Raw genomic sequence first — 20,964 nt, 5'->3', positions numbered from 1 at the left:
GCCGGCCGGCACTAGAGCCGTATGCCCCAGCCGAAGGGATCTTCGTCGTCGACCAGCAGCGTCGCTTCGGCGCTGATGTGCGCACGGCCGCGCAGCGTGGGAATGACCTGCCCGTTGTCCATCGCGTAGCTGGCCTCGAAGCGGCTGCCGATCACGCTGGCCTGCGTCCACACCGCACCCGGCGCGAGCTTGCCGTCGGCCGCGAGGCAGGCGATCTTGGCGCTGGTGCCGGTGCCGCAAGGCGAGCGGTCGTAGGCGTTGCCGGGGCACAGCACGAAGTTGCGGCTGTCCGCGCCTTCGTCGTCGCTGGCGAAGAGCTCGATGTGATCGATCTCGGCGCCCTCGGCACCGGTGATGCCCTGTGCGGCCAGTGCCTTGCGCAGTGCCGCGGTGTAGTCGGTCAGCGCCGCGAGGTTGTCGCTCGCCACGCGCTGGCCGTGTTCGCTCACCAGGAAGAACCAGTTGCCGCCCCAGGCCACGTCGCCGCGCACGGTGCCATGGCCGGGCAACTCGACCGCCACCTGGTGCAGGTGCCGGTACGCCGGCACGTTGCGAACGCTCACCGAGCCATCGGCATGCAGCGTGGTCGTGACGGTGCCCACGGGCGTCTCGATGCGGTGCTCGCCCACGCCGATGCGCCCCATGTGCGCCAGGCTCGCGACCAGCCCGATGGTGCCGTGGCCGCACATGCCCAGGTAGCCGGCATTGTTGAAGAAGATCACGCCCGCGGCCGCGTCCTTCGACACGGGCTCGCACAGCAGCGCGCCCACCACCACGTCGCTGCCGCGCGGCTCCAGCACGGCGGCGGCGCGCCACTTGTCGTGCCTATCGGCCAGCAGCGCGCGGCGCTCGGCCATGCTGCCGCCACCCAGGTCGGGAAACCCGCCGATGACAAGGCGCGTGGGCTCGCCGCCCGTGTGCGAGTCGATGACCTGGATGCGATGCATATTGCTTGTCTTCCGGCTAGTAGCTGGCGAGGGGAACGGGGGCGGCGTTCTTGAAGGTGAACACCGTGATGGGGGCCTGCTTCATGTTGCCCTTGTCGTCGTAGGCATAGGTCGCGGCCACGCCCTTGTAGGTGGTCTTGTAGAGCTCGGCGCCCACCTTGTCGGGGTCGATGGAATTGGCCTTCTGCATCGACTGGCCGATGAACAGCACCTGGTCGTAGTACGAAGCGGCGTAGGCGTCGGCATCGACGTTGAAGCGCTGCTTGAACTTGGCCTTGAAGGCCGGGCCGCTTTCGGCCTTCTCGAGAATCGAGCCGCCCTGCGCGCAGAACACCAGGTCGTTGACCGCATCGCCGCCGAGCTTGCCGGTGGCCGGGCTGCACACGGTGTCGCCGCCCAGCAGCTTGCCGGGCACGGCCAGCTGCTTCATCTGGCGCGCCATCGGTGCCGCCTGCGGCGCATAGCCGCCGAAGAAGATGGCCTCGGGCGCCTTGGCCTTCATGTTGGTCAGGATGGCGGTGAAGTCGACCGCCTTGTCGGTGGTGAACTCCTGGCCGACGATCGTCAGCCCCTGCGTCTTCGCTTCCTTGGTGAACTCTTCGGCAAGGCCCTGGCCGAAGGCGGTGCGGTCGTCGATCACGCCGACTTTCTTGACCTTCAGCACCTTGGCCGCATAGACCGCCATGGCGCCGCCGATCTGGTTGTCGCTGGCGATGATGCGGTACAGGTTCTTGTAGCCGCCCTGCGTGACCTTCGGGTTGGTGCCCACGGTCGACAGCAGCACGCCGCCGTCGCTGTAGATGCGCGAGGCCGGAATGGCCACGCCCGAGCAGTACGGGCCCATGACGTACTTGACGCCGTCGTCCACGAACTTCTGCGCCACGCTCACGCCGGTCTTGGCATCGCACTGGTCGTCTTCGGACGCCAGCACGAACTTCAGCGTCTTGCCGCCGACGCTGATCTTCTTCGCGTTCAGTTCCTCGATGGCCAGCCGCACGCCGTTTTCATTGTCCTTGCCCGCGAAGGCGTTGGGGCCCGACAGCGGTCCGCTGTGGCCGATCTTTACCACCTGCTCCTGCGCATGCGCCTGGCCTGCAACGGCCAGGGCGACGAGGCCGACGACGCTGGAAAACTGAACCATGTGTGCTTTTGTCTTCATGCTTCTTCCTAGGTTGGGGACGATGAAAAGGACGTTCGTTTTATGCCATTACGGGACCGACTGGTACTGGGCGGGACGCGTAGCCAGCGCCTTCTTGACGACGGCTTCGACAAAGGCGCGCTCCTCGCCGACCAGCGGCAGGCGCGGGCGGCGCATGTGCTCAGAGCCCACGCCCACCAGTGCGTCGATGAGCTTGAGGTTCTGCACCAGCTTGGTCGATACGTCCAGGTGCAGCATCGGCGTCATCCACTGGTACAGCTTCAGCGCTTCCGCAAACTTGCCCGCCTTCATGAGGTCGTACAGCGCCACCGTCTCGCGCGGGAACGCGCAGCCGACGCCGGCCAGCAGGCCATCGCAACCCAGCGCCAGGCCTTCGTAGGCCAGGTCGTCCACGCCCAGGAACAGCTGGTAGCGCTCGCCCACGGTGTTGCGCAGGTCGGTGATGCGGCGGATGTTGTCCGTGCTCTCCTTGATGGCCGCGATCCACTCGCAATCGGCCAGCTCGACCATGTGCTCGGGCTTCAGATCCACGCGGTAGGCCACCGGGTTGTTGTAGACCATGATGGGTTGCTGGGCCGCGTTGGCGATGGTGCGCACGTTGAGCATGGCTTCGCGCGCGTCGGCCACGTAGATCACCGAGGGCATCACCATGAAGCCGGCCACGCCCAGCTTGTTGGCGCCGTCTACATAACGCAGTGCTTCGCGGGTGCTCGTTTCCGACACGTTGGCCAGAACGGGGATGCGGCCGTCGGCGGCTTCCAGTGCGATCTTGGCAACGGTCAGTTTCTCTTCCAGCGTCAGCGTGCTGGCTTCGCCCAGCGAGCCGCAGGTGACCAGGCCATGGATGCCGTTGCGGATCTGGAAGTCGATGTGGCGGGCGGTGCCCTCCGCGTCGATGCTTTCGTCGGCGTGGAACTTGGTGGTGATGGCGGGGAAGATGCCTTGCCAGCGGGGATTGCTCACGGTGTCGCTCCTGTGGAATGTGCGGCGGGGTGCGGTGGGAACGCGCCGCGATTTAAATATATTAATAATATATTCAAACAACTCCAACAGGGCAAGCGCGCTTCCGGGCGCGTGCTTTGTGTGATATCGGGACCCAGGGCGAGGGCGGGCGATTACCCGCCGCGCCCTTGCCGGTTCACTTCTTCCAGAACTGCCAGCGCTTCGCGGGCTTGCCCGGCAGCGCGATGCCCTCGGCGCGGGTCGAAAGAAACTGCAGGTACTTCGGGTCTTCGTCGGCCAGCACCTCGGGGCCGCCCCCCATGTAGGCACGCATCAGCTCGTCGGCCGCGCGGTCCAGGTTGCCCAGCTCGAACTGGCACTGGCCCAGCCGGAGATGCAGGAAGGGGTTGCCGATCGCATCGGGGAAATGCATGGCGTTCGAGAGGTTGTCGCGTCCGGCCTCGAAGTCGCCGGACAGGAAATTCGCGTCGCCGATGGAGGCCAGTGTCCAGGTGCCGGCCTCCCAGTCGGTCTTCGGTTCGGGCAGCAGGTCGAACGCCACCCAGTACAGCGGCAAGGCCGCGGCAAACTGCCCGGCCTCCGCCAGCGCGTCGCCTTGCGCGCACAACCGCTTGATCTCTTCATGAATCTCGTCGGACAGTTCCGCCATCGGTTGCGCCTCCTTCATGTTGTTCACTTGCGGCCGTCGGCGGGCCGCAGCACACCGCCCCTGAGCGTGACCGGCTTGCCGATGGGAGGCGCCGTCTTCGTCTCGACGGTGCGCAGCGTGCCGTTCTGCATGCGCACGCCCACCTGGTAGACCGTGACCGTGCGCACGTGCTTCTCGATGGCATTGCCCGCGAAGCCGCCGCCGACCGCGCCGAGCACGGTGGTCGCGGTGCGTCCGTTGCCGTGGCCGAACTGGTTGCCGACCAGCCCGCCCACCACGCCGCCGGCCACTGCGCCCACGCCGGTGGTGCGCTGGGCGCGCTGCACGGGCCGGACCGATTCGACATGGCCGCAGACGGCGCAAGGCGGTGGCGCCGGCTGGGCCGCGGCCATGGGCGCATTTGCCGCACCCGGCGCGGGGCCGGGCTGAATGGCCTGAATGGCTTGCGTAGGGGCTGGCTCTGGCGCCCTGGCGGGCGCCGGCATCGGCGCGGCAGCCATTGCCGGCGGTGCCGCGCCTGCGCCCGTGAGCGGTGCAACAGGCGCCGCGGGCATGGCTTCCGGCTTGAAGTCGTCCGGCGCCCGGGACGTTGCCGCCGCAAGCACCGCGGGCGGCGGCGCGCTGGCGCCGACGTCGCTGCCCTGCTTGTGAATCAACACGCCGGCAAGCGCCACCACGGCTGCCGCCAGCACGCCGATCACGCCCCACAACGCCTTGGGCGACTTGCTCACTTGCTGCCCCGGCGTGGGGTCGAGCGGTGTCGTCGAGTCCATGAAGAAGTCCCTTTCCGTCCAATGCCGGATGCATCGGAATCCACCAGGGAGCATGGCCGAGGCCGGCGCGTTGTCAATTGACCGGCGTCCTACACGGCCCGCCAGCCGTGACACCTTGTCAGTCGATCTTCGCGCCCGATGCCTTCACCACCACGCCCATCGCGTCCCAGTCGGCGCGCAGCAGCTTCTGGAACTCTTCCGGGCTCTGGCTGCGCGGCTCCACGCCCAGGCGCTTGAAGCGCTCCTGGATGGCCGGGTCGGCCAGCACCTTGTTGGCCGCGGCGTTGATGCGTTCGACCTCGGCCTTGGGCGTGCCGGCGGGCGCGAGCAGGCCGATCCACGAATCGAAGGCGTAGCCCGGCAGGCCGCTTTCGGCCACGGTCGGCAGCTTCGGCAGGAAGGGGCTGCGCGACTGGCCGGTGGACGCCAGCAGCTTCACGCGCGCGTCTTCCTGGAAGCCGATGACACCGATGCTCGACGAAATGACGGCCTGCACGCGGCCCGCCAGCACTTCGTTGACGGCCTCGCCGGTCGACTTGGTGGGAATGTGCGTCATCTGCAGCCCGGCCTTGGCCAGGAACGAAGCCATGGCCAGGTGCGTGGCGCTGCCGTTGCCGGCCGAGGCGTAGTTGTACTTGCCGGGGTTGGCCTTGACCTCCTTGATGAAGTCGGCCGTGTTCGACACGTTGAGCCCGCTCGCCACCGCCAGCACGTAGCCCGCGTTGCCGACGTTGGCCACGCCCACGAAGTCCTTCAGCGGGTCGTAGCTGAGCTTGTTGTACAGGAAGCCCGCAATGTTGTGGCTGGCCGCCGCAAGGACCAGCGTGTTGCCGTCGGCCGGCGCGCGCGCCACGATGGCCGCGCCCACGGTGCCGCCCGCGCCCGCGCGGTTCTCGACGATGGCGCTGGCATTGAGCGCCGCGCCCAGTTCGTTGTTGAAGGCGCGCGCCACCGTGTCCTGCACCGCGCCCGTGCCGAAGGGCACGACGATGTGCAGCACGCGCTGCTGTTGCGCATGCGCCGGTGCAAGGGCGCAGAGCGCCGCCGCCGTTGCGAGCGCGGTGAGGGAACGCCGGGTGAACAGGGTGGAAGACATCGTGGAGGCCGCTTTCATCGTCATCGTCGACATGGAAAAAATGGAGTCAGGTGCCCGTCGGCAGCCAGCGCTGCGCCAGCTTCACGAAGTAGCTGGCACCGATCGGGATGATCTCGTCGTTGAAGTCGAACGAGGTGTTGTGGATGATGCAAGGGCCGGGCCCGTGGCCGCCGAGCCGGTGGTCGCCATCGCCATTGCCCAGGAAGGCGTAGCAGCCGGGCCGCGCGAGCAGCATGTGCGCGAAATCTTCGGCGCCCATCACCGCGGGAAAGTCGTCGGTGACCATGTCGTCGCCCACCACCTCGCGCATCACGTCGGCGGCAAAGCGCGCCTCGGCCACGTGGTTGACCACCGGCGGCGACGAGCGGTTGAAGAACACCTCGGCCGTGCAGCCATGCGCCGCCGCCACGCCCGCCGCCACTTCGCGCAGCCGTGCCTCGATCTTGTCGATGGCCTCGATGGAAAAAGTGCGGATGGTGCCGCCCACCGTGGCCACGTCGGGAATCACGTTGGGCGCGTCGGAGCCCTGCAGCTGCGTGACCGCGAGCAGTGCGCGCTCGGTGCTCGGAATGGTGCGCGGCACGATGGTCTGCAGCTGCTGCGCCAGCGTGACCACCGCCGCCACCGGGTCGATGCCGGTGTGCGGCATCGAGGCATGCGTGCCGCGCCCGTGCACGGTGATCCTGTAGGTGTTGCTCGACGCCATCAGCGCGCCTTCGTTGAGCGCGAAGCGGCCGACGTCGCCGACCGGAAAGTTGTGCAGCGCGAACACCGCGTCGCAGGGGAAGCGGTCGAACAGGCCGTCCTGGATCATCTTCTTCGCACCGGCCTTGCCCATCTCCTCGGCCGGCTGAAAGATGAAATGCACCGTGCCGTCGAAATCGTCCGGCCCCTGCTGCGACAGGTGCCAAGCGGCGGCCAGCAGCATGGTCGTGTGGCCGTCGTGCCCGCAGGCGTGCATGCGGCCGGCGTGGGTGGACTTGTGGGGAAACTCGTTGGCCTCGTGCAGCGGCAGCGCGTCCATGTCGGCGCGCAGGCCGATGGTGCGTTTGCTCGTGCCCTTGCGCAGCACGCCCACGAGCCCCGTGCCGGCAATGCCGCGGTGCACCTCGATGCCCCATTCGGCAAGCAGGCCCGCGACTTTTTCAGAGGTGCGGTGCTCCTCGAAACCGAGTTCGGGATGCGCGTGGATGTCGCGCCGGATGTCGACGAAGCGGGTGGCGTGGGCGGCGAAGGAATCGACGATATTCATGGCGGGTGGGGCTGCGGGAGAGTCGTTCGAAGAGGAAAGAAGCGAACGATTCTGGCGCAGCCGCCCGCCGGGCGCACGCTGGTTTGCTCGCGGGTTGCGCCGCGGGCAAACCCTCTGCGTTCAGGCCAGCCGGCCTTCTTGCCGCAGCTTGGTGCCGATGCGCCGGATCTCGGCCTCGCCCTGGTCGAGCGTCGCGGGGCTGGTGTGCACCGAGTAGTGGCCCATCACCAACTCGTGCGGGTGCGGCACGGCCGAGCCCAGCACGAAAGATGTGTCGCCGTGTGCCACGAAGTCGAGTGCCGCGTCGCTTTCCGCGAACACCGCCAGTTCGCCCGCCGCGACGGGTGCACCGTCGGCACCGTCCACGCCGCCCGCGCCGAGCCGGCCCGCATTGACCGCCACCCAGCCCACCGTGTGGCCGGCCGGCGGCGTGTAGCGCCAGTGCTCGCCGTCTTTCAGCTGCACGGCCAGGTAGTTCATCGGTGACGGTGCCGGAATGGCGCTTTGCGCCGCGCCATGGCGCCCGAGCAGCACGCGCGCCGGGCCTTCCTGCGGCACCTGCGAGGGTGCGAGATAGATGCTTTGCGCCGGCGCGTTTTCTTCAGCGGCGGGCAGCGCCACCCAGAGCTGGAAGCCCTGCACGCGCTTCACGCCCGGCGCGGGCGCGCCGGTGTGCCACACGCCGTTGCCGGCGCGCATCCACTCGACGCCGCCGCCGCGCAGCACGCCCTGTTCGCCGGTCGTGTCTTCGTACAGCGTGTCGCCCTCGATCAGCCAGGTCAGCGTGGCAATGCCCGAATGCGGATGCAGGCCGAAGCCCTTGTGGCCGCCTTCGGTGTTGAAGCCGAACAGGTCGAGGAACACGAAGGGCTTGAGGTATTCACCCAGGTCGCCAGGGCTCATGAGCCGCGTGATGGCCCCGTGCTGCGAACCGCGCGTGCGGTAGACGATGGCGCGCGTTTCGGCGGCGGCGGCAACCGCGCTTTCGGTGGCGGTGGCAAGAGCAGCGGTGGTCATGCGCTGTCCCTCGCGGTCTTCAGCGCCTTGGTCCACCACGCCATGTCGTCCAGCATGCCCTTGGCGGCCTGCGCCAGGTGCGGGAAGTCTTCGAAGGTCTTGCCCTGCTGCCAGATGCCCAGGAACTCGACCATGCCGATGTGCACCGCGTTGCGCACCGGCGCCATCTGCATCTCGACCGCGACCAGCCGCAGCTGCTCCACGGCCCGCGCCGCGCCCACGCCGCCGTAGCCCACGAAGCCGATCGGCTTGCGGATGAATTCCTTGTAGGCCCAGTCGATCGCGTTCTTCAGCACCGCGCTCGGGCCGTGGTTGTATTCGGGCGTGACGACGATGAGGCCGTCGAGCGTGTCCAGCTTCGCCTGCCAGCGCTGCGCGGCCTCGTTCTTCACCGGGCCCCAGGCCGGCGCGCCGGCTTCGTTGAAGAAAGGCAGCGGGTGGTCGCGCAGGTCGATCAGCTCGAAGGCGAGGTCGGTGCGCTGCTTCGCGATCTCGTGGATCCAGTGCGCGGGCTTTTCGCCGAAGCGGCCTTCGCGCGTCGAGCCGATGACGATGCCGATGCGGGGTTGTTGTTGGGTCATGGGGATGCTCCTGGTTTGAAGGGGTTGGGAAGAAGAGGAGAAAGAAAAAGAAGAGGGCTCAGGCCTCCGCGCCGGCCAGCGGCCGCACGGGCCGCAGGCGCCAGGCGACGAAGGCCGACAGCAGCGCCAGCACCACGGCCGGTGCGGGGTTGCCGCCGATCAGCACAAGGTGCGTGGCCACGGCGCAGGCCATCGTCGCGGCCAGCAACAGGCCGCCGAGGAAGCCGGCCACGGCCGCGGGCACGAGCAGCAGCAACGCGCCGCCGACCTCGACCACGCCCGTCACGTAGCGGAACCACTGGCCGAAGCCGATGGCATCGAACACCTGGACCATCTGCGGCACGCCGGCCAGCTTGGAGACGCCGGCCGCGCCGAAAGCCATCGCCAGCAGGATGCGAGCACCCCAGACGATGCGGCGCTGCAGCGGAGAAAGCGCGGGGGAAGCAAGGGATGAAGAAGTCATGGGTACAAGGTTAGGGTTGCACCCATTGATCGACTAGACGGTAGAGTTGAGTTGCACTCATCCACAGATCGAAGGAATCAGTCCATGCTCGACCTCAACGACATCGCCATGTTCGTGCAGGTGGTGCGCCACGGCAGCTTCGCCGAAGCCGCGCGCCGGCTCGGGCTGCCGCCCAACACCGTGAGCCGGCGCATCCAGCAGCTCGAGGCGCAACTGGGCACGCGGCTGATGCAACGCTCGACTCGCAAGCTGACGCTCACCAACGCCGGGCAGGCTTTTCACGAGCGCTGCGCGGGGGCGGTCGACGGGCTGGTCGAGGCCGGGCAGGAGCTGATCACCGGCGCGCGGGAACCCAGCGGCCTCGTGCGCGTGGCCGCGACGGCGGATTTCTTCGACTTCTTCCCGATGGAATGGGTGGCGGACTTTCTGGCCGCGCATCCACTGGTGCGCGTCGATTTCGTGCTCAGCGACGCGAAGGCCGACCTGATCGCGGAGCAGATCGACGTAGCGTTTCGCGGCGGGGCGCTGCCCGATTCTGGTTTTGTCGGCCGCAAGCTGCTGGGGCCGCGCACGGACGGCATGGTGGCGAGCCCCGCTTACATTGCCGCGCACGGGGCGCCCACGACACTGGAGCAACTGGCCGGCCACGACTGCGTGACCGCGGCGCACCCCAGCGGTCGGGCGACCTGGCGCGTGACCGGGCCCGACGGGGTCGATGTGGAAGTGCAGGTCAGCGGGCGCTTCAGCGGAAACACGGCACAGGCGTTGCGCAAGGCGGCGCTGGCGGGGCTCGGCATCGCGCTGCTGCCGCCGTCGATGGGGCGGCTGGACGTGGAAGCAGGGCGCCTCGTGCCCGTGCTGCCGCAATACCAGCGCACGGGACACGGGCTGAGCGTGCTGTATCCGAGCCGCAAGCACCTGCCGCTGGCGGTGTCGGCGTTCATCGGGATGGTGATGGAGAAGCTGAGCGTGGAAGAGACGCTGCCGGACGCGTTTCGCTCGTGGGAAAACCTGGCTCCGCCGGTGAATCGGTTTCCACAGAAAATGCGCCCATGAAAATCGAAAAAGACACCGTCGTCACCATCAAGTACAAAGTCTCCGACGCCCAGGGCAAGCTCATCGAAGCCAGCCCCGAGCCGATGGCCTACCTGCATGGCGGCTACCAGAACACGCTGCCCAAGATCGAGGAAGCACTCGATGGCAAGGAAAAGGGCTTCCAGACCGTGCTGAACCTCGCGCCCGAAGACGCCTTCGGCCAGCACGACGAAGCGCTGGTGCGCAGCATTCCCAAGAGCGAATTTCCGCCGGGCGTGAAAGTGGGCGGTCAGCTGCAGGGCCGGCTCGACGACGGCACCGAGCACGTGTTCACCGTGATGAAGATCAAGGGACCGGTCGTGCTGCTCGACGGCAACCATCCGTGGGCCGGCAAGGCGCTGAAGTTCAGCCTGCAGGTGACGGACGTGCGCGCGGCGCTGCCGGTGGAAATCGAGCACAAGCATGTGCATGGGGCCCACGGCCACCATCACTGAGCGAGGGAGAAACGAGAAGAAGCCGCCGAAGGCTTCTTTAGTCTCCGACCCGGCGCCGGCTCAGTTCTTCTTTTTCCAGAACCGCGGCGCGCCTTCGATTTTTTCCAGTGCCTTGCGGCAGGCCCTTGCACCGGCCGCATGGCGCGCGGTGAACCAGCCCACCGCAAACCATGCGCGTGCATCGCGCTGCGTGGCTTCACGGTACAGCGCGAGCGCCACGGCCTCGTCGTTGAATTCGCCCAGCGCGTCCTGCGCGGGGCGCAGCGCTTTCAGGTAGCCCTCGGCGGCGTTCTTGTCGCGGCCCTTGTCGCCTTGCGCCTCGCTCCACAACGGCGCAACGAATTCTGCAAGGTAGCGCAAACGCTTGAGCCGCTTGCGCACGCGGTGCTGGCTTTCGGTATCGAGCGACTCGAAGCGCTGGCCGTCGCGCACGGCCAGCTCGTGCAGGTGCTGCAGGCGTTTGCGCAAGAAGCGGCGGGCGTCATCGGCGCTCATCGGCGTGGGCGCTGGCGGGGTTTCTTCAGCGGTGGCGGCCTCTTCTTCGGCATTGCTTGCCGGCACTTCGTGCACAGGTCCCGTGGCGGCGGTGAATCCGATCAGCGAAACCAGCACCGACTGGAACGCCGGCGCACGCACGACATCGCCGGGCGACGGCACGCTGGCCGCCGCGTCGTCGCCTGCCAGCGGATCGAAGTCCGGTGCGCCCGCGTCACGCAATTGCGGCTGCGCCAGCTTCACGACCTGCTCCCTGTCGCGCAGCGCGCCGAGCGCGCGGAAGGCTTCGACCAGCGGCGGCTCCCATCCGGCCGCATCGAACAGGCCCGAGGCTGCATCGAGCCCCGCCAGCTCGCGCAGCGCGGTGCGCAGCCTGCGGATGCCGATGCGCAGCTGATGGACCTGCTCTTCGTCGGTGCTGCCGGCCGCGATCTCGCTGGCATTGGGCAGCATCTGCGCCAGGCATGACGCGACCACGGCCTGCTGGATGGCGCGGCCATCGCGCTTGTCTTTCTCGGCTGGAAAACGGGGCGCCTCGGCCTTCACGGCGGGCACGACCTCCAGGTTGGCGAGCAGGCGCGCGCCGCGCTCGGCCTTGGACACGGTGCCGAACCACAACCCGTGCTGCTGCGACCAGCGCCGCGCGAGCGACAGCAGCCCCTGCACGTCGCCGCGCTTGAGTTCCAGCTCCAGCTCGCACACCGGCGATTCGCGTTGCTCGGGCGTGCCGGCGTGGGCGACGACCTTGCCGACATCGAGCGCCATCTCGACGACCGCACCGCCGGGCCCGGTGACGCGCACGTCGCGCGTGAGCCGCACGATGTCGGTCGACTGCCGCTCGACCAGCGGCGCGCCGCCGTCGGCCAGCAGCTGGGCCAGCCTGTCGCCCACGGGCGTGCCCTGGTGGCGCAGCGGGTCGATGCCAGGCGCCGCGCCGGCCGTGCCCAGGTCGACGTTGTGCTCCAGCCGATGCAGCGCGTTGTCGCCGGTGGCCTTGACGGTCTGCACCCAGCGCCGCCCCTCCTTGCGCAGCCGCAGCACCATGCCGTGCGCGGCAAGCTGCTGGTCGGCGGTGTCGAAATAACGGGCCTGCAGGCGGGTGCGAACGACGGTGCCTCGCCGCAGGGCGGCCTCGACGGCCTTCAGGCGGTCGGCGGGAATACAGAACTTGAACTCGATTTCCATGGCGACCATGATGCCCCGTCTTTTTTCCCTCATGCAACGCGGGCACATCGAATGCATCGAGCACACCGGGACACGCCATTCGCGCGCGCCGCCGCCAGAATGACCGCATGACGACGACGCCCACGCCTGCTTCGGTGCGCTACCTCGACCTGCTGTCGCGCGCGGCGGCGCACGTGGAAGCGAACCTCGATGCGGCGCTCGACGCCGATCTGCTGGCGCGGCAGGCGGCGATGTCGCGGCATCACTTCCATCGCGTGTTCCATGCGTATTTCGGGCTGACGGTGGGCGGCTACGTGACATGGCGGCGGCTGCGGCGCGCCTGCGAACTGCTGGCCGCACAACGCTCGGCGCCGGTGCTCGAAACGGCACAGGCCGTGGGCTTCGAGTCGGCGCAGGCACTGGCAAAAGCGATGCGGCGCGAACTGGGCACCACGCCCACGGCGGTGCGCGACGGCAACGAGCCCGCATGGGCGCGGTTCTTCGCGCAGCGCCACATCCCGGACGAGAGCGGGGCGCCGGGGGAGCCCGCCATGCGTCCGCTGCAACCGCGCTGGGTCGAGGCGCCCGCGCTCGATGCGCTCACCGCCACGGGCCGCGGCATGACGCAGGGCACGATGACGCGCGCCGCGCAGCAGGCCTTCGGCGAGCTGTGGCCTGCGCTGCTGGCCGAAGGCCTCGCGCCGCGCGTTACGCACACCATCGCGACGATGCCGGAAGAACCGCAAGGGCCGGAAGACGCGGACTGCCGCATCCTGGTGGGCGCGCTGTTCGGCCACTCGCTGCCCGAAGGACGCGGCGAGCCGGCACGGCCGCAAGCCGCGCTGGGCGGCAGCCTCGCGTGGTGGCACCTGCCCGCGGGGCGCTACGCGGTGTTCACGCACGTCGGCGCCTACACCGGCCTGCACTCGATGTGGAAGGCCATCTACCGGCACTGGCTGCCGGCCACCGGCTACGCGACGCGCGACGTGCCGGGTTTCGACCTGTACCTGGACGATCCACGCGGCACGCCCGAGGCGCAGTTGCGCACGCACCTCTATCTGCCGCTGCAGTAGCCGCAAGAAAGGCCTTCACCATGGCGACCACGACTTCAACGGACCCGATCGATCTGCTCCGCGCGGGCGCCGCGCAATCGGCCAGGGCACTGGCCGCGCGGCAGGTGAGCGCGGCGGAACTCTGCGAGGCCGCCATCGGCCGCATCGAAGCGCTCGACGGTGCGCTGAATGCGATGGTGGTGCGCGACTTCGAGCGCGCGCGCCGACAGGCCGCCGAAGCCGACGCGGCGCTGGAGCGCGGCGAACGCCGTCCGCTGCTCGGCGTGCCGATGACGGTGAAGGAGGCATTCAACGTCGCCGGCCTGCCGACCAGCTGGGGCCTGCCGCCGTTCCGCGATTTCGTCCCCGCTGAAGACGCCGTGGCGGTGCGGCGGCTGAAGGCGGCGGGCGCGGTGATCCTCGGCAAGACCAACGTGCCGCCGGCGCTGGCCGACTGGCAATGCGCGAACCCGGTGTACGGCCGCACGGTGCATCCGCTCGATGCCACGCGCACGCCGGGCGGGTCGTCGGGCGGCGGCGCGGTGGCGGTCGCCACGGGCATGGTCGCGCTGGAACTGGGCACCGACCTGATGGGCTCGCTGCGCATTCCCGCGGCCTTCTGCGGCGTGTACGCGCACAAGCCCAGCCATGGCCTGCTGCCGACGCGCGGCTTCGCATTCCCGGGCACGGAGGAATCGCCGGCCGGGCTGCCTTCGGTGATCGGGCCGATCGGACATTGCGCGGAAGACCTTTCGCTGGCGCTCGACGTGCTGGCCGGGCCCGACACGGCACGTGTTGCTGAAGGCCATGTCGCACTGCCCGCTGCGCGCCATGCCACCGCGAAAGGCTGGCGCGTGCTGGTCGTGACGTCGCACCCGCAAGCCGTCGTGGGCGCCGACGTGCGCGCCGCCATCGAAGCCGCGGGCCGGCGGCTCGCGACGGCCGGCGCCACGGTGGCGCACGCGTCCGGCCTGCTGCCCGACCTGGCGGAGGTCGGCGACACCTACGGCCAGATCGTGCAGACCGTGCTCGCGCATGCCGAGCCGGGCGGCCAGTCGCCGCTGTCGCTGCGCGCGTGGTTCGACCTGCTGGCCACGCGCACCCGCATCCGGGCGCAACTGCGCGCGCTGTTCGGAGAGTTCGACGCAGTGCTGTGCCCCGTCTTCGGCTGCGCCGCCTTCCCGCACGTGACCGAGCCCGACTGGGGCAAGCGCATGCTCACTGTCGACGGCCGCTCCACGTCCTATGGCGCGCAGGGCGCATGGGCTGCGCTGGCGAGCCTGGGCGGCCTGCCCGCCACGGTCGCGCCCGCGGGCCGCACGGCCGAAGGCCTGCCGCTGGGCGTGCAGATCGTCGGGCCGTATGGCGAAGACCGCAGCACGCTCGCGCTGGCGGAAATCCTGGGCCAGTTGCCACTTTGAAAAAATATGTGGACGCCGTCCATTTTTCTTGATATCTTTTGTGGACGGTGTACACAAGACATCGGCAAAACCTTCACATCCACCTTCATCGAACCAGGAAAAACGTCATGGCTACCAAGCAGATCTTCGTGAACCTCCCCGTCAAGAACCTCGAGAAGTCCAAGGCCTTCTTCGCCGCGCTGGGCTACACCTTCAACGCGCAGTTCACCGACGCCAACGCCGCGTGCATGGTCATCAACGAGGGCAGCATCCACGCGATGCTGCTGGTCGAAGACTTCTTCAAGACCTTCACCACCAAGAGCATCACCGACACGAGCAAGAGCACCGAAGTGCTGCTGTGCCTGTCGTGCGAGAGCCGCGCCGAGGTCGACGCGCTGGTCGCCAAGGCAGTGGCCGCCGGCGGCACGGTGCCGCGCGAGCCGCAGGACTACGGCTTCATGTACAGCCACGGCTTCCAGGACCTCGACGGCCACCTCTGGGAGCTGGCCTACATGGACCCGGCCACCATCGCGACCCACCAGGCCCAGTGATGCCGCGGCACTGAAGAAGAAAGAGCCCAAGGGACACGCGCGATGCCCATCGTTCCATACGCGCTCTTCACTGTTGCACGGAAGGCGCCTACCGGACGGCGGCGCCGCCCCGATATTCCCTCCACCGGCACGGCATCATCGGCTGCGCCCCACCTGGAAAGGAATATCGACATGTCCGACAACAACAACAACGACAGCAGCAAGAGCCCCATCGTCCGCATCGCCCCCCTGGGCTTCCCGTGGCAGACGATCGACCCGTTCCTGTTCTGCGTCTATCACGACGACGCCTATCCCAAGGGCAACGGGCGGATGGGGCCCGAGGCCTCGCTGGCCGGCCGCCAGATCGGCCAGGACTTCAGCCGCAAGGACGGCTGGAGCATGTACCACGGCGACACGGTGCCGGGCTTTCCCTCGCACCCGCACCGCGGCTTCGAGACGGTGACCATCGTGCGCAAGGGCCTGGTCGACCACTCCGATTCGCTGGGCGCCACCGCGCGCTTCGGCGGCGGCGACGTGCAGTGGCTCACGGCCGGCAAGGGCATCGTGCATTCCGAGATGTTCCCGCTGCTCGACGCCGGCGCGCCGAACCCGCTGGAGCTGTTCCAGATCTGGCTGAACCTGCCAGCGAAGAACAAGATGGCCGAGCCGCACTTCACGATGTTCTGGTCGGACGCCATTCCGCGCTTTGCCTCGGACGATGCGAAGGGCGGCCGCACCGACGTCGCGGTGATCGCGGGCCGACTGGGCGATGCCGTGAACGGGCAAGACCCGATCCAGCCGCTGGCGCCGCCGCCCGCGTCATGGGCCGCGCAGGCCGATGCCGACGTGGCGATCTGGACGCTCAAGATGACGCCCAGCGCGCAATGGACCTTGCCCGCCGCCACCGGCGAAGGCACGCGGCGCATGCTGTACTTTTTCAAGGGCGCGGTGGCGCACATTGCCGGCCAGCGCGTGGAAGGCCCGGCCGCCATCGAGCTGCGCGCGAATGCGGACATCGAGATTGCCAACGGCAACGACGAAGCCAGCGAATTCCTGCTGCTGCAGGGCCGCCCGATCGCCGAGCCGGTGGTGCAGTACGGCCCGTTCGTGATGAACACGCAGGCCGAGATCAGCCAGACCATGGCCGACTACCGGCGCACCCAGTTCGGCGGCTGGCCCTGGGACGACACGGCACCGGTGCATGCGCACGACGCCGCGCGCTTTGCCCGGCATCCGGGCGGGCGCGAGGAAGAACCGGCGGGCGACCTGGCGCTGCTCAAAAAGTCTTGAGCACCTCGACGTTCAGCGCGGTCATGCTGGGAATGAACTCGATCACGTCGGTGCGCGCCACGCCGTTCTGAACGAACGGATCGCGCGCCAGCACCGACTCCAGCGCCTCGCGGTCGCCCGAACGCGCAAGGATCACGCCGCCCTTGCGCGGCACCTGCCGGCCCGAGGCCACGAACAGCCCGCTGGCGTAGTGCTTTTTCAGCCAGGTCAGGTGCGCGTCCATCAGCGCGTCGAGTTCTTCGAGCGGGCGGATGTAGGTGAGGGTGACGATGAACATGGGCGGGATGGCGACAGGTGGATGCGAAGCCTTGATCCTATGGCCTGTGCGACGCCCCGGAGAGACGGTTGTGTGTCTGCCGGGTAACTGTGCCTACGGCGATTGACCCGGCGGGTGCTTCGCTTACACGCCGCCGGCAAGCACCGACGCCACCAGCCACACATTGGCCGCGCTGATCACGCCGAACAGCAGCCAGGCCAGCCCCTTGACCACCGGGCCGCTGGCAAAGCCGCCCATCATGGCGCGGCTGCTGGTGAAGCGGATCAGCGGCCACATCGCGAACGGCAGCTGGAAGCTCAGCACCACCTGGCTGAGCACCAGCATCTTGCCCACGCCGCCATCGCCGAACCACCACACGCCCAGGAACGCCGGGCCCAGCGCAAGCGCCCGCGTGATCAGGCGACGCTGCCAGCACGGGATCTTCAGGTCGAGAAAACCTTCCATGATGATCTGGCCCGCGATGGTGCCGGTGAAGGTAGAGCTCTGTCCCGAGGCCAGCAGCGCAATGCCGAACAGCGTGGCCGCCAGCGCGCTGCCGACGATGGGCTCGATGAGCCGGTAGGCGTCGTCGATTTCCGTCACGCTCTGGTGGCCCGTCGCGTGGAAGGCGCTGGCCGCCAGCACCATGATGGCCGCGTTGACCAGCAGCGCGAGCGACAGCGACACCACCGCGTCGAGCGTGCAGAAGCGCACCGCCTCGCGCCGCGCCGCGTCGGTGTCGGCAATGAGCCGCGTCTGCACGATGGACGAATGCAGGTACAGGTTGTGCGGCATCACGGTGGCGCCGACGATGCCGATGGCCAGGTACAGCGCGCCCGGCTGCTGCAGCCGCTCCAGGCTGGGGCCGAAGCCCATCGCCACGCCGAACCAGTTGGGCGGCGCCATCGCCAGCTCGACGATGAAGCAGCCCGCGATGGTGCCGACCAGCCCGAGCACGATCGCCTCCACGCGCCGGAAGCCCGCGCCTTGCAGGCCCAGCACCAGCAGCGTGTCGAAGGCGGTGATGGCAATGCCCACCGGAATCGACACGCCGAACAACAAGTGGAGCGCGAGCGCGCTGCCCAGCACCTCGGCGAGGTCGCAGGCCACGATGGCCAACTCGGCGCCGAGCCACAGCAGGCGGTTGACGCGCGGCGAGTAGTGCTCGCGGCAGGCGCGCGCCAGGTCTTTCTGCGTGACCAGCCCGAGCCGCACGCACAGCGTCTGCAGCAGCATGGCGGCCAGGCTCGCGAGCAGCACCACGAACAGCAGGCCGTAGCCGAAGCGCGAGCCGGCCTCGATGTCGGTGGCCCAGTTGCCCGGGTCCATGTAGCCCACCGACACCAGCAGCCCCGGGCCCGCGTAGCGCATCAGCTTCTTGAAGAAGGGCAGGTCCTGCGGGACGGCCACGCTGCCCTTGACCTCGGAGGGGCAGAAAGGCGCTGTGGCCGTGCGGGGCAGCGTGAAGAACGGCATGCGCGCGATGATAGGGGCGTGTCGTGAATCGGGGAGACTGTGCGGTTGTCGCGGACCGGACCTGCGCGCAAGCGCCGGATCTTTTAGATTCGACGGCGGTCATCCATCGACCCATTCATTCATTCATCTACCTGCATCGGAGACTTTTTCAATGATCCACGTCGTTGCCGTCATCACCGCCAAGCCGGGCCAGCGCGCCGCACTGCTCGAAGCCTTTGCCGCCCTTCGCCCGGCCGTGCTCGCCGAAGCAGGCTGCATCGAGTACGGCGCCACGGTCGATGCGCAAGGTGTTCCGCCGTCGAAGGCCAGCTTCGGTCCCGACACCTTCGTCGTGGTCGAGAAATGGGAAACGCTGGCCCACCTGCAAGCCCACGGCGTCGCGCCGCACATGGCAGCCCACAGCGCGAAGACCAAGGAACTGACCGCGGCCAAGCTGATTCACGTGCTCGAACCGGTCTGAGCCCAGGCCCCACCCAGGCCCTGGACGCGCCCGCGCATGCCTTCGCGCGCGGCGCGATGCGTGCTACCGTCGCGCCGGGGAGCAGGCATCACGGAGAGGGACCACCGGCATGGCGATCTTTCGTTCGCATCATGATTTCCGCCCGCGCGCTTTCGCCTTCGCACCTGTCGTGCTGGCCGCCGTCTTCCTGACGGCCGGCTGCGCACCGCTCATGGCGCCGCCCTATGCGGCCGACTACGAAGCTCTCGACCGGCTCGAAGCCACCCGCCCCGGCATGGTGGCCATCGCGAAGGCCCAGCCCACCGATCCCGAAGACAAGGTCAACACATTGAGCCTGCGCCGCGCCAGGCTGGTGTCGCCCAGCGGCAGCTTCGCGCAGTACCTTGAAGATGCGCTCATGCGCGACCTCGGCGAAATATCGGCCTACGACCCGAAGGCCACGACACGCATCGCGGCGCGCATATTGGTGAACTACATCGACCTGGGCGTCATCAACGGCTCTGGGCGCATGGACGTCGAAGTGACCGTCATGCGCGAGGCCACGCAACGCCTGCGCAAGACCTACCGGGCCGAAACCACCTTCGATTCGAGCTACGCCAGCATCGTGGCCGTGCCCGCCGGGCAGGCCGCATATCCGCGCCTCGTGCGCGCCCTGCTGCGCACGGTGTATGCCGACCCGCAGTTCGTGGCCGCCATCGGCCGCTGACGCCACCCACCCGAACCCGGAGGCACGAATGACGACGGGGACTTTTTCTCTTTTTCCGCTGGTGGCACTGGTGGCCTTGCTTGCAGGCTGCGTGCATCCGATCACGATGATCACCGAGACCGCGCCACCGCGGTCGCAGGCGCACCTGATTCCGAAGAAGGTGGCCTACGTGATGACCGATGCCGAGCGCGACGTGGAGGTGATCACGCCCGGCGGCAGCGGCGACCGCGTGAGCTACTACCCGTATCGCGACCTGGAAAAGTCGATCCGCGATGCGCTGCGCGCCGTGTACCGAAACGTGGTCGTGCTGCGCACCGCCAACGACGCGAAGGCCAACGAGGCCGCGGGTATCTCGCTGGTGTTCACGCCGCAGATCAGGACGGACTCGAGTTCGTCATCGTGGATCAGTTGGCCGCCGACATCGTTCACGGCGGAAGTCTCCTGCGTGGTGACCGATGCGGTGGGCGCGGAGGTCACGCGCGTGCGCGCGACGGGCAACGGCACGGCGGAGTTCGGCGAGTTCAAGGGCGACTTCGGGCTGGCCGCGCGAAGAGCGGCGACACGGTTGACGTCGCAGTTGAGCAGCGAGATTCGCAGGAACGAGAAGCTGCGCTGAGCCCGCAAGGCACGCTTGCCGCGCCATGAAAAAACGCGCCCTCGGGCGCGTTCTTGTTGAAGTCGCGAAGCCTGATTACTTCGACACGACCTTCACCATTTCCAGGCACTTGTTCGAGTAGCCCCATTCGTTGTCGTACCAGCTCACGAGCTTCACGAAGGTGCTGTCCAGTGCAATGCCGGCTTCGGCGTCGAAGATCGAGGTGCGCGGGTCGCCGCGGAAGTCGGTGGCCACCACCTTGTCTTCGGTGTAGCCCAGCACGCCCTTCAGCGCGCCTTCGCTCTGTGCCTTCATTTCAGCGCAGATTTCCTTGTACGTGGCTTCCTTCACCAGTTCGACCGTGAGGTCGACCACCGACACGTCGGAGGTCGGTACGCGGAAGCTCATGCCGGTGAGCTTCTTGTTGAGCTCGGGGATCACCACGCCCACGGCCTTGGCCGCGCCCGTCGACGACGGGATGATGTTTTCCAGGATGCCGCGGCCGCCGCGCCAGTCCTTGTTACTCGGGCCATCGACGGTCTTCTGCGTGGCGGTGGCAGCGTGCACGGTGGTCATCAGGCCGCGCTTGATGCCCCACTTGTCGTTCAGCACCTTGGCCAGCGGGGCCAGGCAGTTGGTGGTGCAGCTGGCGTTGCTGATGATGGCTTCGCCGGCGTACTTCTTGTCGTTCACGCCGTAGACGAACATGGGGGTGTCGTCCTTCGAGGGTGCCGACAGGATGACCTTCTTGGCGCCTGCGTCGATGTGCTTCTGCGCCGTTTCCTTGGTGAGGAACAGGCCGGTCGATTCGAGCACCACGTCGGCGCCGACTTCGTTCCACTTCAGTTGCGACGGGTCGCGCTCCTGCGTCAGGCGGATCTTCTTGCCATTGACGATCAGCGTGTTGCCTTCGACCGTGACTTCGCCCTTGAAGCGGCCATGCACCGAGTCGTACTGGAGCATGTAGGCCAGGTAGTCGGGCTCGAGCAAGTCGTTGATGGCAACGATCTCGATGTCGTTCTTGAAGTTCTGCACCGCTGCGCGCAGCACGTTGCGACCGATGCGGCCGAAGCCGTTGATACCGAGTTTGATAGCCATCTGACTTGCTCCT

23 protein-coding genes are annotated in these 20,964 nt (G+C 68.1%); 9 read left to right on the top strand and 14 right to left on the bottom strand.

All coding sequences use genetic code 11. The features are described from left to right. Positions 1–11: 11 nt before the first annotated feature. From DBV14_RS10150 to DBV14_RS10105, 10 genes are all read right to left on the bottom strand, one after another. Positions 12–947 carry a 4-hydroxyproline epimerase gene (locus tag DBV14_RS10150; RefSeq protein ID WP_124459064.1) on the bottom strand — a complete coding sequence of 312 codons (936 nt, stop codon included), beginning with the start codon at positions 945–947 and terminating at the stop codon, positions 12–14. Between the two features lie 16 nt (positions 948–963). Next, positions 964–2,106, bottom strand: coding sequence for a branched-chain amino acid ABC transporter substrate-binding protein (locus DBV14_RS10145; RefSeq protein ID WP_124459063.1), 1,143 nt, complete (start codon positions 2,104–2,106; stop codon positions 964–966). 48 nt (positions 2,107–2,154) lie between these two features. Further along, complete coding sequence (locus DBV14_RS10140) at positions 2,155–3,069, bottom strand: dihydrodipicolinate synthase family protein (RefSeq protein ID WP_124459062.1); 915 nt, start codon at positions 3,067–3,069, stop codon at positions 2,155–2,157. A 175-nt stretch (positions 3,070–3,244) separates the two neighbouring features. After that, positions 3,245–3,718 carry a tol-pal system YbgF family protein gene (locus DBV14_RS10135; protein ID WP_124459061.1) on the bottom strand — a complete coding sequence of 158 codons (474 nt, stop codon included), beginning with the start codon at positions 3,716–3,718 and terminating at the stop codon, positions 3,245–3,247. A gap of 23 nt (positions 3,719–3,741) precedes the next feature. Then, positions 3,742–4,491: a glycine zipper 2TM domain-containing protein gene (locus DBV14_RS10130; RefSeq protein ID WP_124459060.1), complete on the bottom strand. Its 750-nt coding sequence runs from the start codon at positions 4,489–4,491 to the stop codon at positions 3,742–3,744. Positions 4,492–4,609: 118 nt separating this feature from the next. Beyond that, the gene (locus tag DBV14_RS10125) at positions 4,610–5,620 is read right to left on the bottom strand and encodes a tripartite tricarboxylate transporter substrate-binding protein (RefSeq protein WP_124459059.1); all 1,011 of its coding nucleotides are present in this window, start codon (positions 5,618–5,620) and stop codon (positions 4,610–4,612) included. A gap of 13 nt (positions 5,621–5,633) precedes the next feature. Beyond that, complete coding sequence (locus tag DBV14_RS10120; RefSeq protein WP_124459058.1) at positions 5,634–6,839, bottom strand: M20 aminoacylase family protein; 1,206 nt, start codon at positions 6,837–6,839, stop codon at positions 5,634–5,636. Positions 6,840–6,959: 120 nt separating this feature from the next. Then, the gene (locus tag DBV14_RS10115; protein ID WP_124459057.1) at positions 6,960–7,856 is read right to left on the bottom strand and encodes a pirin family protein; all 897 of its coding nucleotides are present in this window, start codon (positions 7,854–7,856) and stop codon (positions 6,960–6,962) included. Next, positions 7,853–8,437, bottom strand: coding sequence for an NADPH-dependent FMN reductase (locus DBV14_RS10110; RefSeq protein WP_124459056.1), 585 nt, complete (start codon positions 8,435–8,437; stop codon positions 7,853–7,855). Before DBV14_RS10110 ends, DBV14_RS10115 begins: the two co-directional genes overlap by 4 nt. A gap of 58 nt (positions 8,438–8,495) precedes the next feature. Beyond that, positions 8,496–8,900: a DoxX family protein gene (locus tag DBV14_RS10105; protein WP_124459055.1), complete on the bottom strand. Its 405-nt coding sequence runs from the start codon at positions 8,898–8,900 to the stop codon at positions 8,496–8,498. Between the two features lie 84 nt (positions 8,901–8,984). On the opposite strand from DBV14_RS10105, the gene DBV14_RS10100 reads away from it, so the two are divergent. Next, the gene (locus DBV14_RS10100) at positions 8,985–9,956 is read left to right on the top strand and encodes a LysR family transcriptional regulator (RefSeq protein ID WP_124459054.1); all 972 of its coding nucleotides are present in this window, start codon (positions 8,985–8,987) and stop codon (positions 9,954–9,956) included. After that, positions 9,953–10,429 (top strand): peptidylprolyl isomerase, encoded by a 477-nt coding sequence (locus DBV14_RS10095; protein WP_124459053.1) that lies wholly within the window; start codon positions 9,953–9,955, stop codon positions 10,427–10,429. The genes DBV14_RS10100 and DBV14_RS10095 overlap by 4 nt, the downstream gene beginning before the upstream one ends. Before the next feature lie 60 nt (positions 10,430–10,489). Here DBV14_RS10095 and DBV14_RS10090 read toward each other — a convergent pair whose 3' ends face one another. Next, complete coding sequence (locus tag DBV14_RS10090; protein ID WP_124459052.1) at positions 10,490–12,118, bottom strand: CYTH and CHAD domain-containing protein; 1,629 nt, start codon at positions 12,116–12,118, stop codon at positions 10,490–10,492. A gap of 98 nt (positions 12,119–12,216) precedes the next feature. Here DBV14_RS10090 and DBV14_RS10085 point away from each other — a divergent pair, with 98 nt between their 5' ends. The 4 genes from DBV14_RS10085 (at position 12,217) to DBV14_RS10070 (ending at position 16,360) form a co-directional block, all read left to right on the top strand. After that, on the top strand, positions 12,217–13,161 hold the full coding sequence (locus tag DBV14_RS10085) for a GyrI-like domain-containing protein (protein WP_124459051.1): 945 nt from the start codon (positions 12,217–12,219) through the stop codon (positions 13,159–13,161). Between the two features lie 20 nt (positions 13,162–13,181). Beyond that, on the top strand, positions 13,182–14,561 hold the full coding sequence (locus tag DBV14_RS10080) for an amidase family protein (RefSeq protein ID WP_124459050.1): 1,380 nt from the start codon (positions 13,182–13,184) through the stop codon (positions 14,559–14,561). Positions 14,562–14,668: 107 nt separating this feature from the next. Next, positions 14,669–15,091 carry a VOC family protein gene (locus tag DBV14_RS10075; RefSeq protein WP_124459049.1) on the top strand — a complete coding sequence of 141 codons (423 nt, stop codon included), beginning with the start codon at positions 14,669–14,671 and terminating at the stop codon, positions 15,089–15,091. A gap of 171 nt (positions 15,092–15,262) precedes the next feature. Beyond that, positions 15,263–16,360, top strand: coding sequence for a pirin family protein (locus DBV14_RS10070; protein ID WP_124459048.1), 1,098 nt, complete (start codon positions 15,263–15,265; stop codon positions 16,358–16,360). Here the strand turns inward: DBV14_RS10070 and DBV14_RS10065 are convergent. Further along, positions 16,347–16,637, bottom strand: coding sequence for a YciI family protein (locus DBV14_RS10065; RefSeq protein ID WP_124459047.1), 291 nt, complete (start codon positions 16,635–16,637; stop codon positions 16,347–16,349). The two genes, DBV14_RS10070 and DBV14_RS10065, sit on opposite strands and share 14 nt — an antisense overlap. A gap of 123 nt (positions 16,638–16,760) precedes the next feature. After that, positions 16,761–18,092, bottom strand: a complete 1,332-nt coding sequence (locus tag DBV14_RS10060) for an Nramp family divalent metal transporter (protein WP_124459046.1) — start codon at positions 18,090–18,092, stop codon at positions 16,761–16,763. 151 nt (positions 18,093–18,243) lie between these two features. Here DBV14_RS10060 and DBV14_RS10055 point away from each other — a divergent pair, with 151 nt between their 5' ends. From DBV14_RS10055 to DBV14_RS10045, 3 genes are all read left to right on the top strand, one after another. Further along, positions 18,244–18,552: a putative quinol monooxygenase gene (locus tag DBV14_RS10055; protein WP_124459045.1), complete on the top strand. Its 309-nt coding sequence runs from the start codon at positions 18,244–18,246 to the stop codon at positions 18,550–18,552. A 109-nt stretch (positions 18,553–18,661) separates the two neighbouring features. Beyond that, positions 18,662–19,258: a hypothetical protein gene (locus DBV14_RS10050; protein ID WP_124459044.1), complete on the top strand. Its 597-nt coding sequence runs from the start codon at positions 18,662–18,664 to the stop codon at positions 19,256–19,258. 28 nt (positions 19,259–19,286) lie between these two features. After that, positions 19,287–19,874 carry a hypothetical protein gene (locus DBV14_RS10045; RefSeq protein ID WP_124459043.1) on the top strand — a complete coding sequence of 196 codons (588 nt, stop codon included), beginning with the start codon at positions 19,287–19,289 and terminating at the stop codon, positions 19,872–19,874. Positions 19,875–19,949: 75 nt separating this feature from the next. Here DBV14_RS10045 and gap read toward each other — a convergent pair whose 3' ends face one another. Then, positions 19,950–20,951 (bottom strand): type I glyceraldehyde-3-phosphate dehydrogenase, encoded by a 1,002-nt coding sequence (gene gap / locus DBV14_RS10040; RefSeq protein ID WP_124459042.1) that lies wholly within the window; start codon positions 20,949–20,951, stop codon positions 19,950–19,952. Positions 20,952–20,964: the final 13 nt, after the last annotated feature.

Source organism: Variovorax sp. KBW07 (genome assembly GCF_003852515.1).
GTDB lineage: Bacteria > Pseudomonadota > Gammaproteobacteria > Burkholderiales > Burkholderiaceae_C > Variovorax.
The sequence above is the reverse complement of the archived record's forward strand: the minus strand, read 5'-3'. Positions and strand labels throughout refer to the sequence as shown.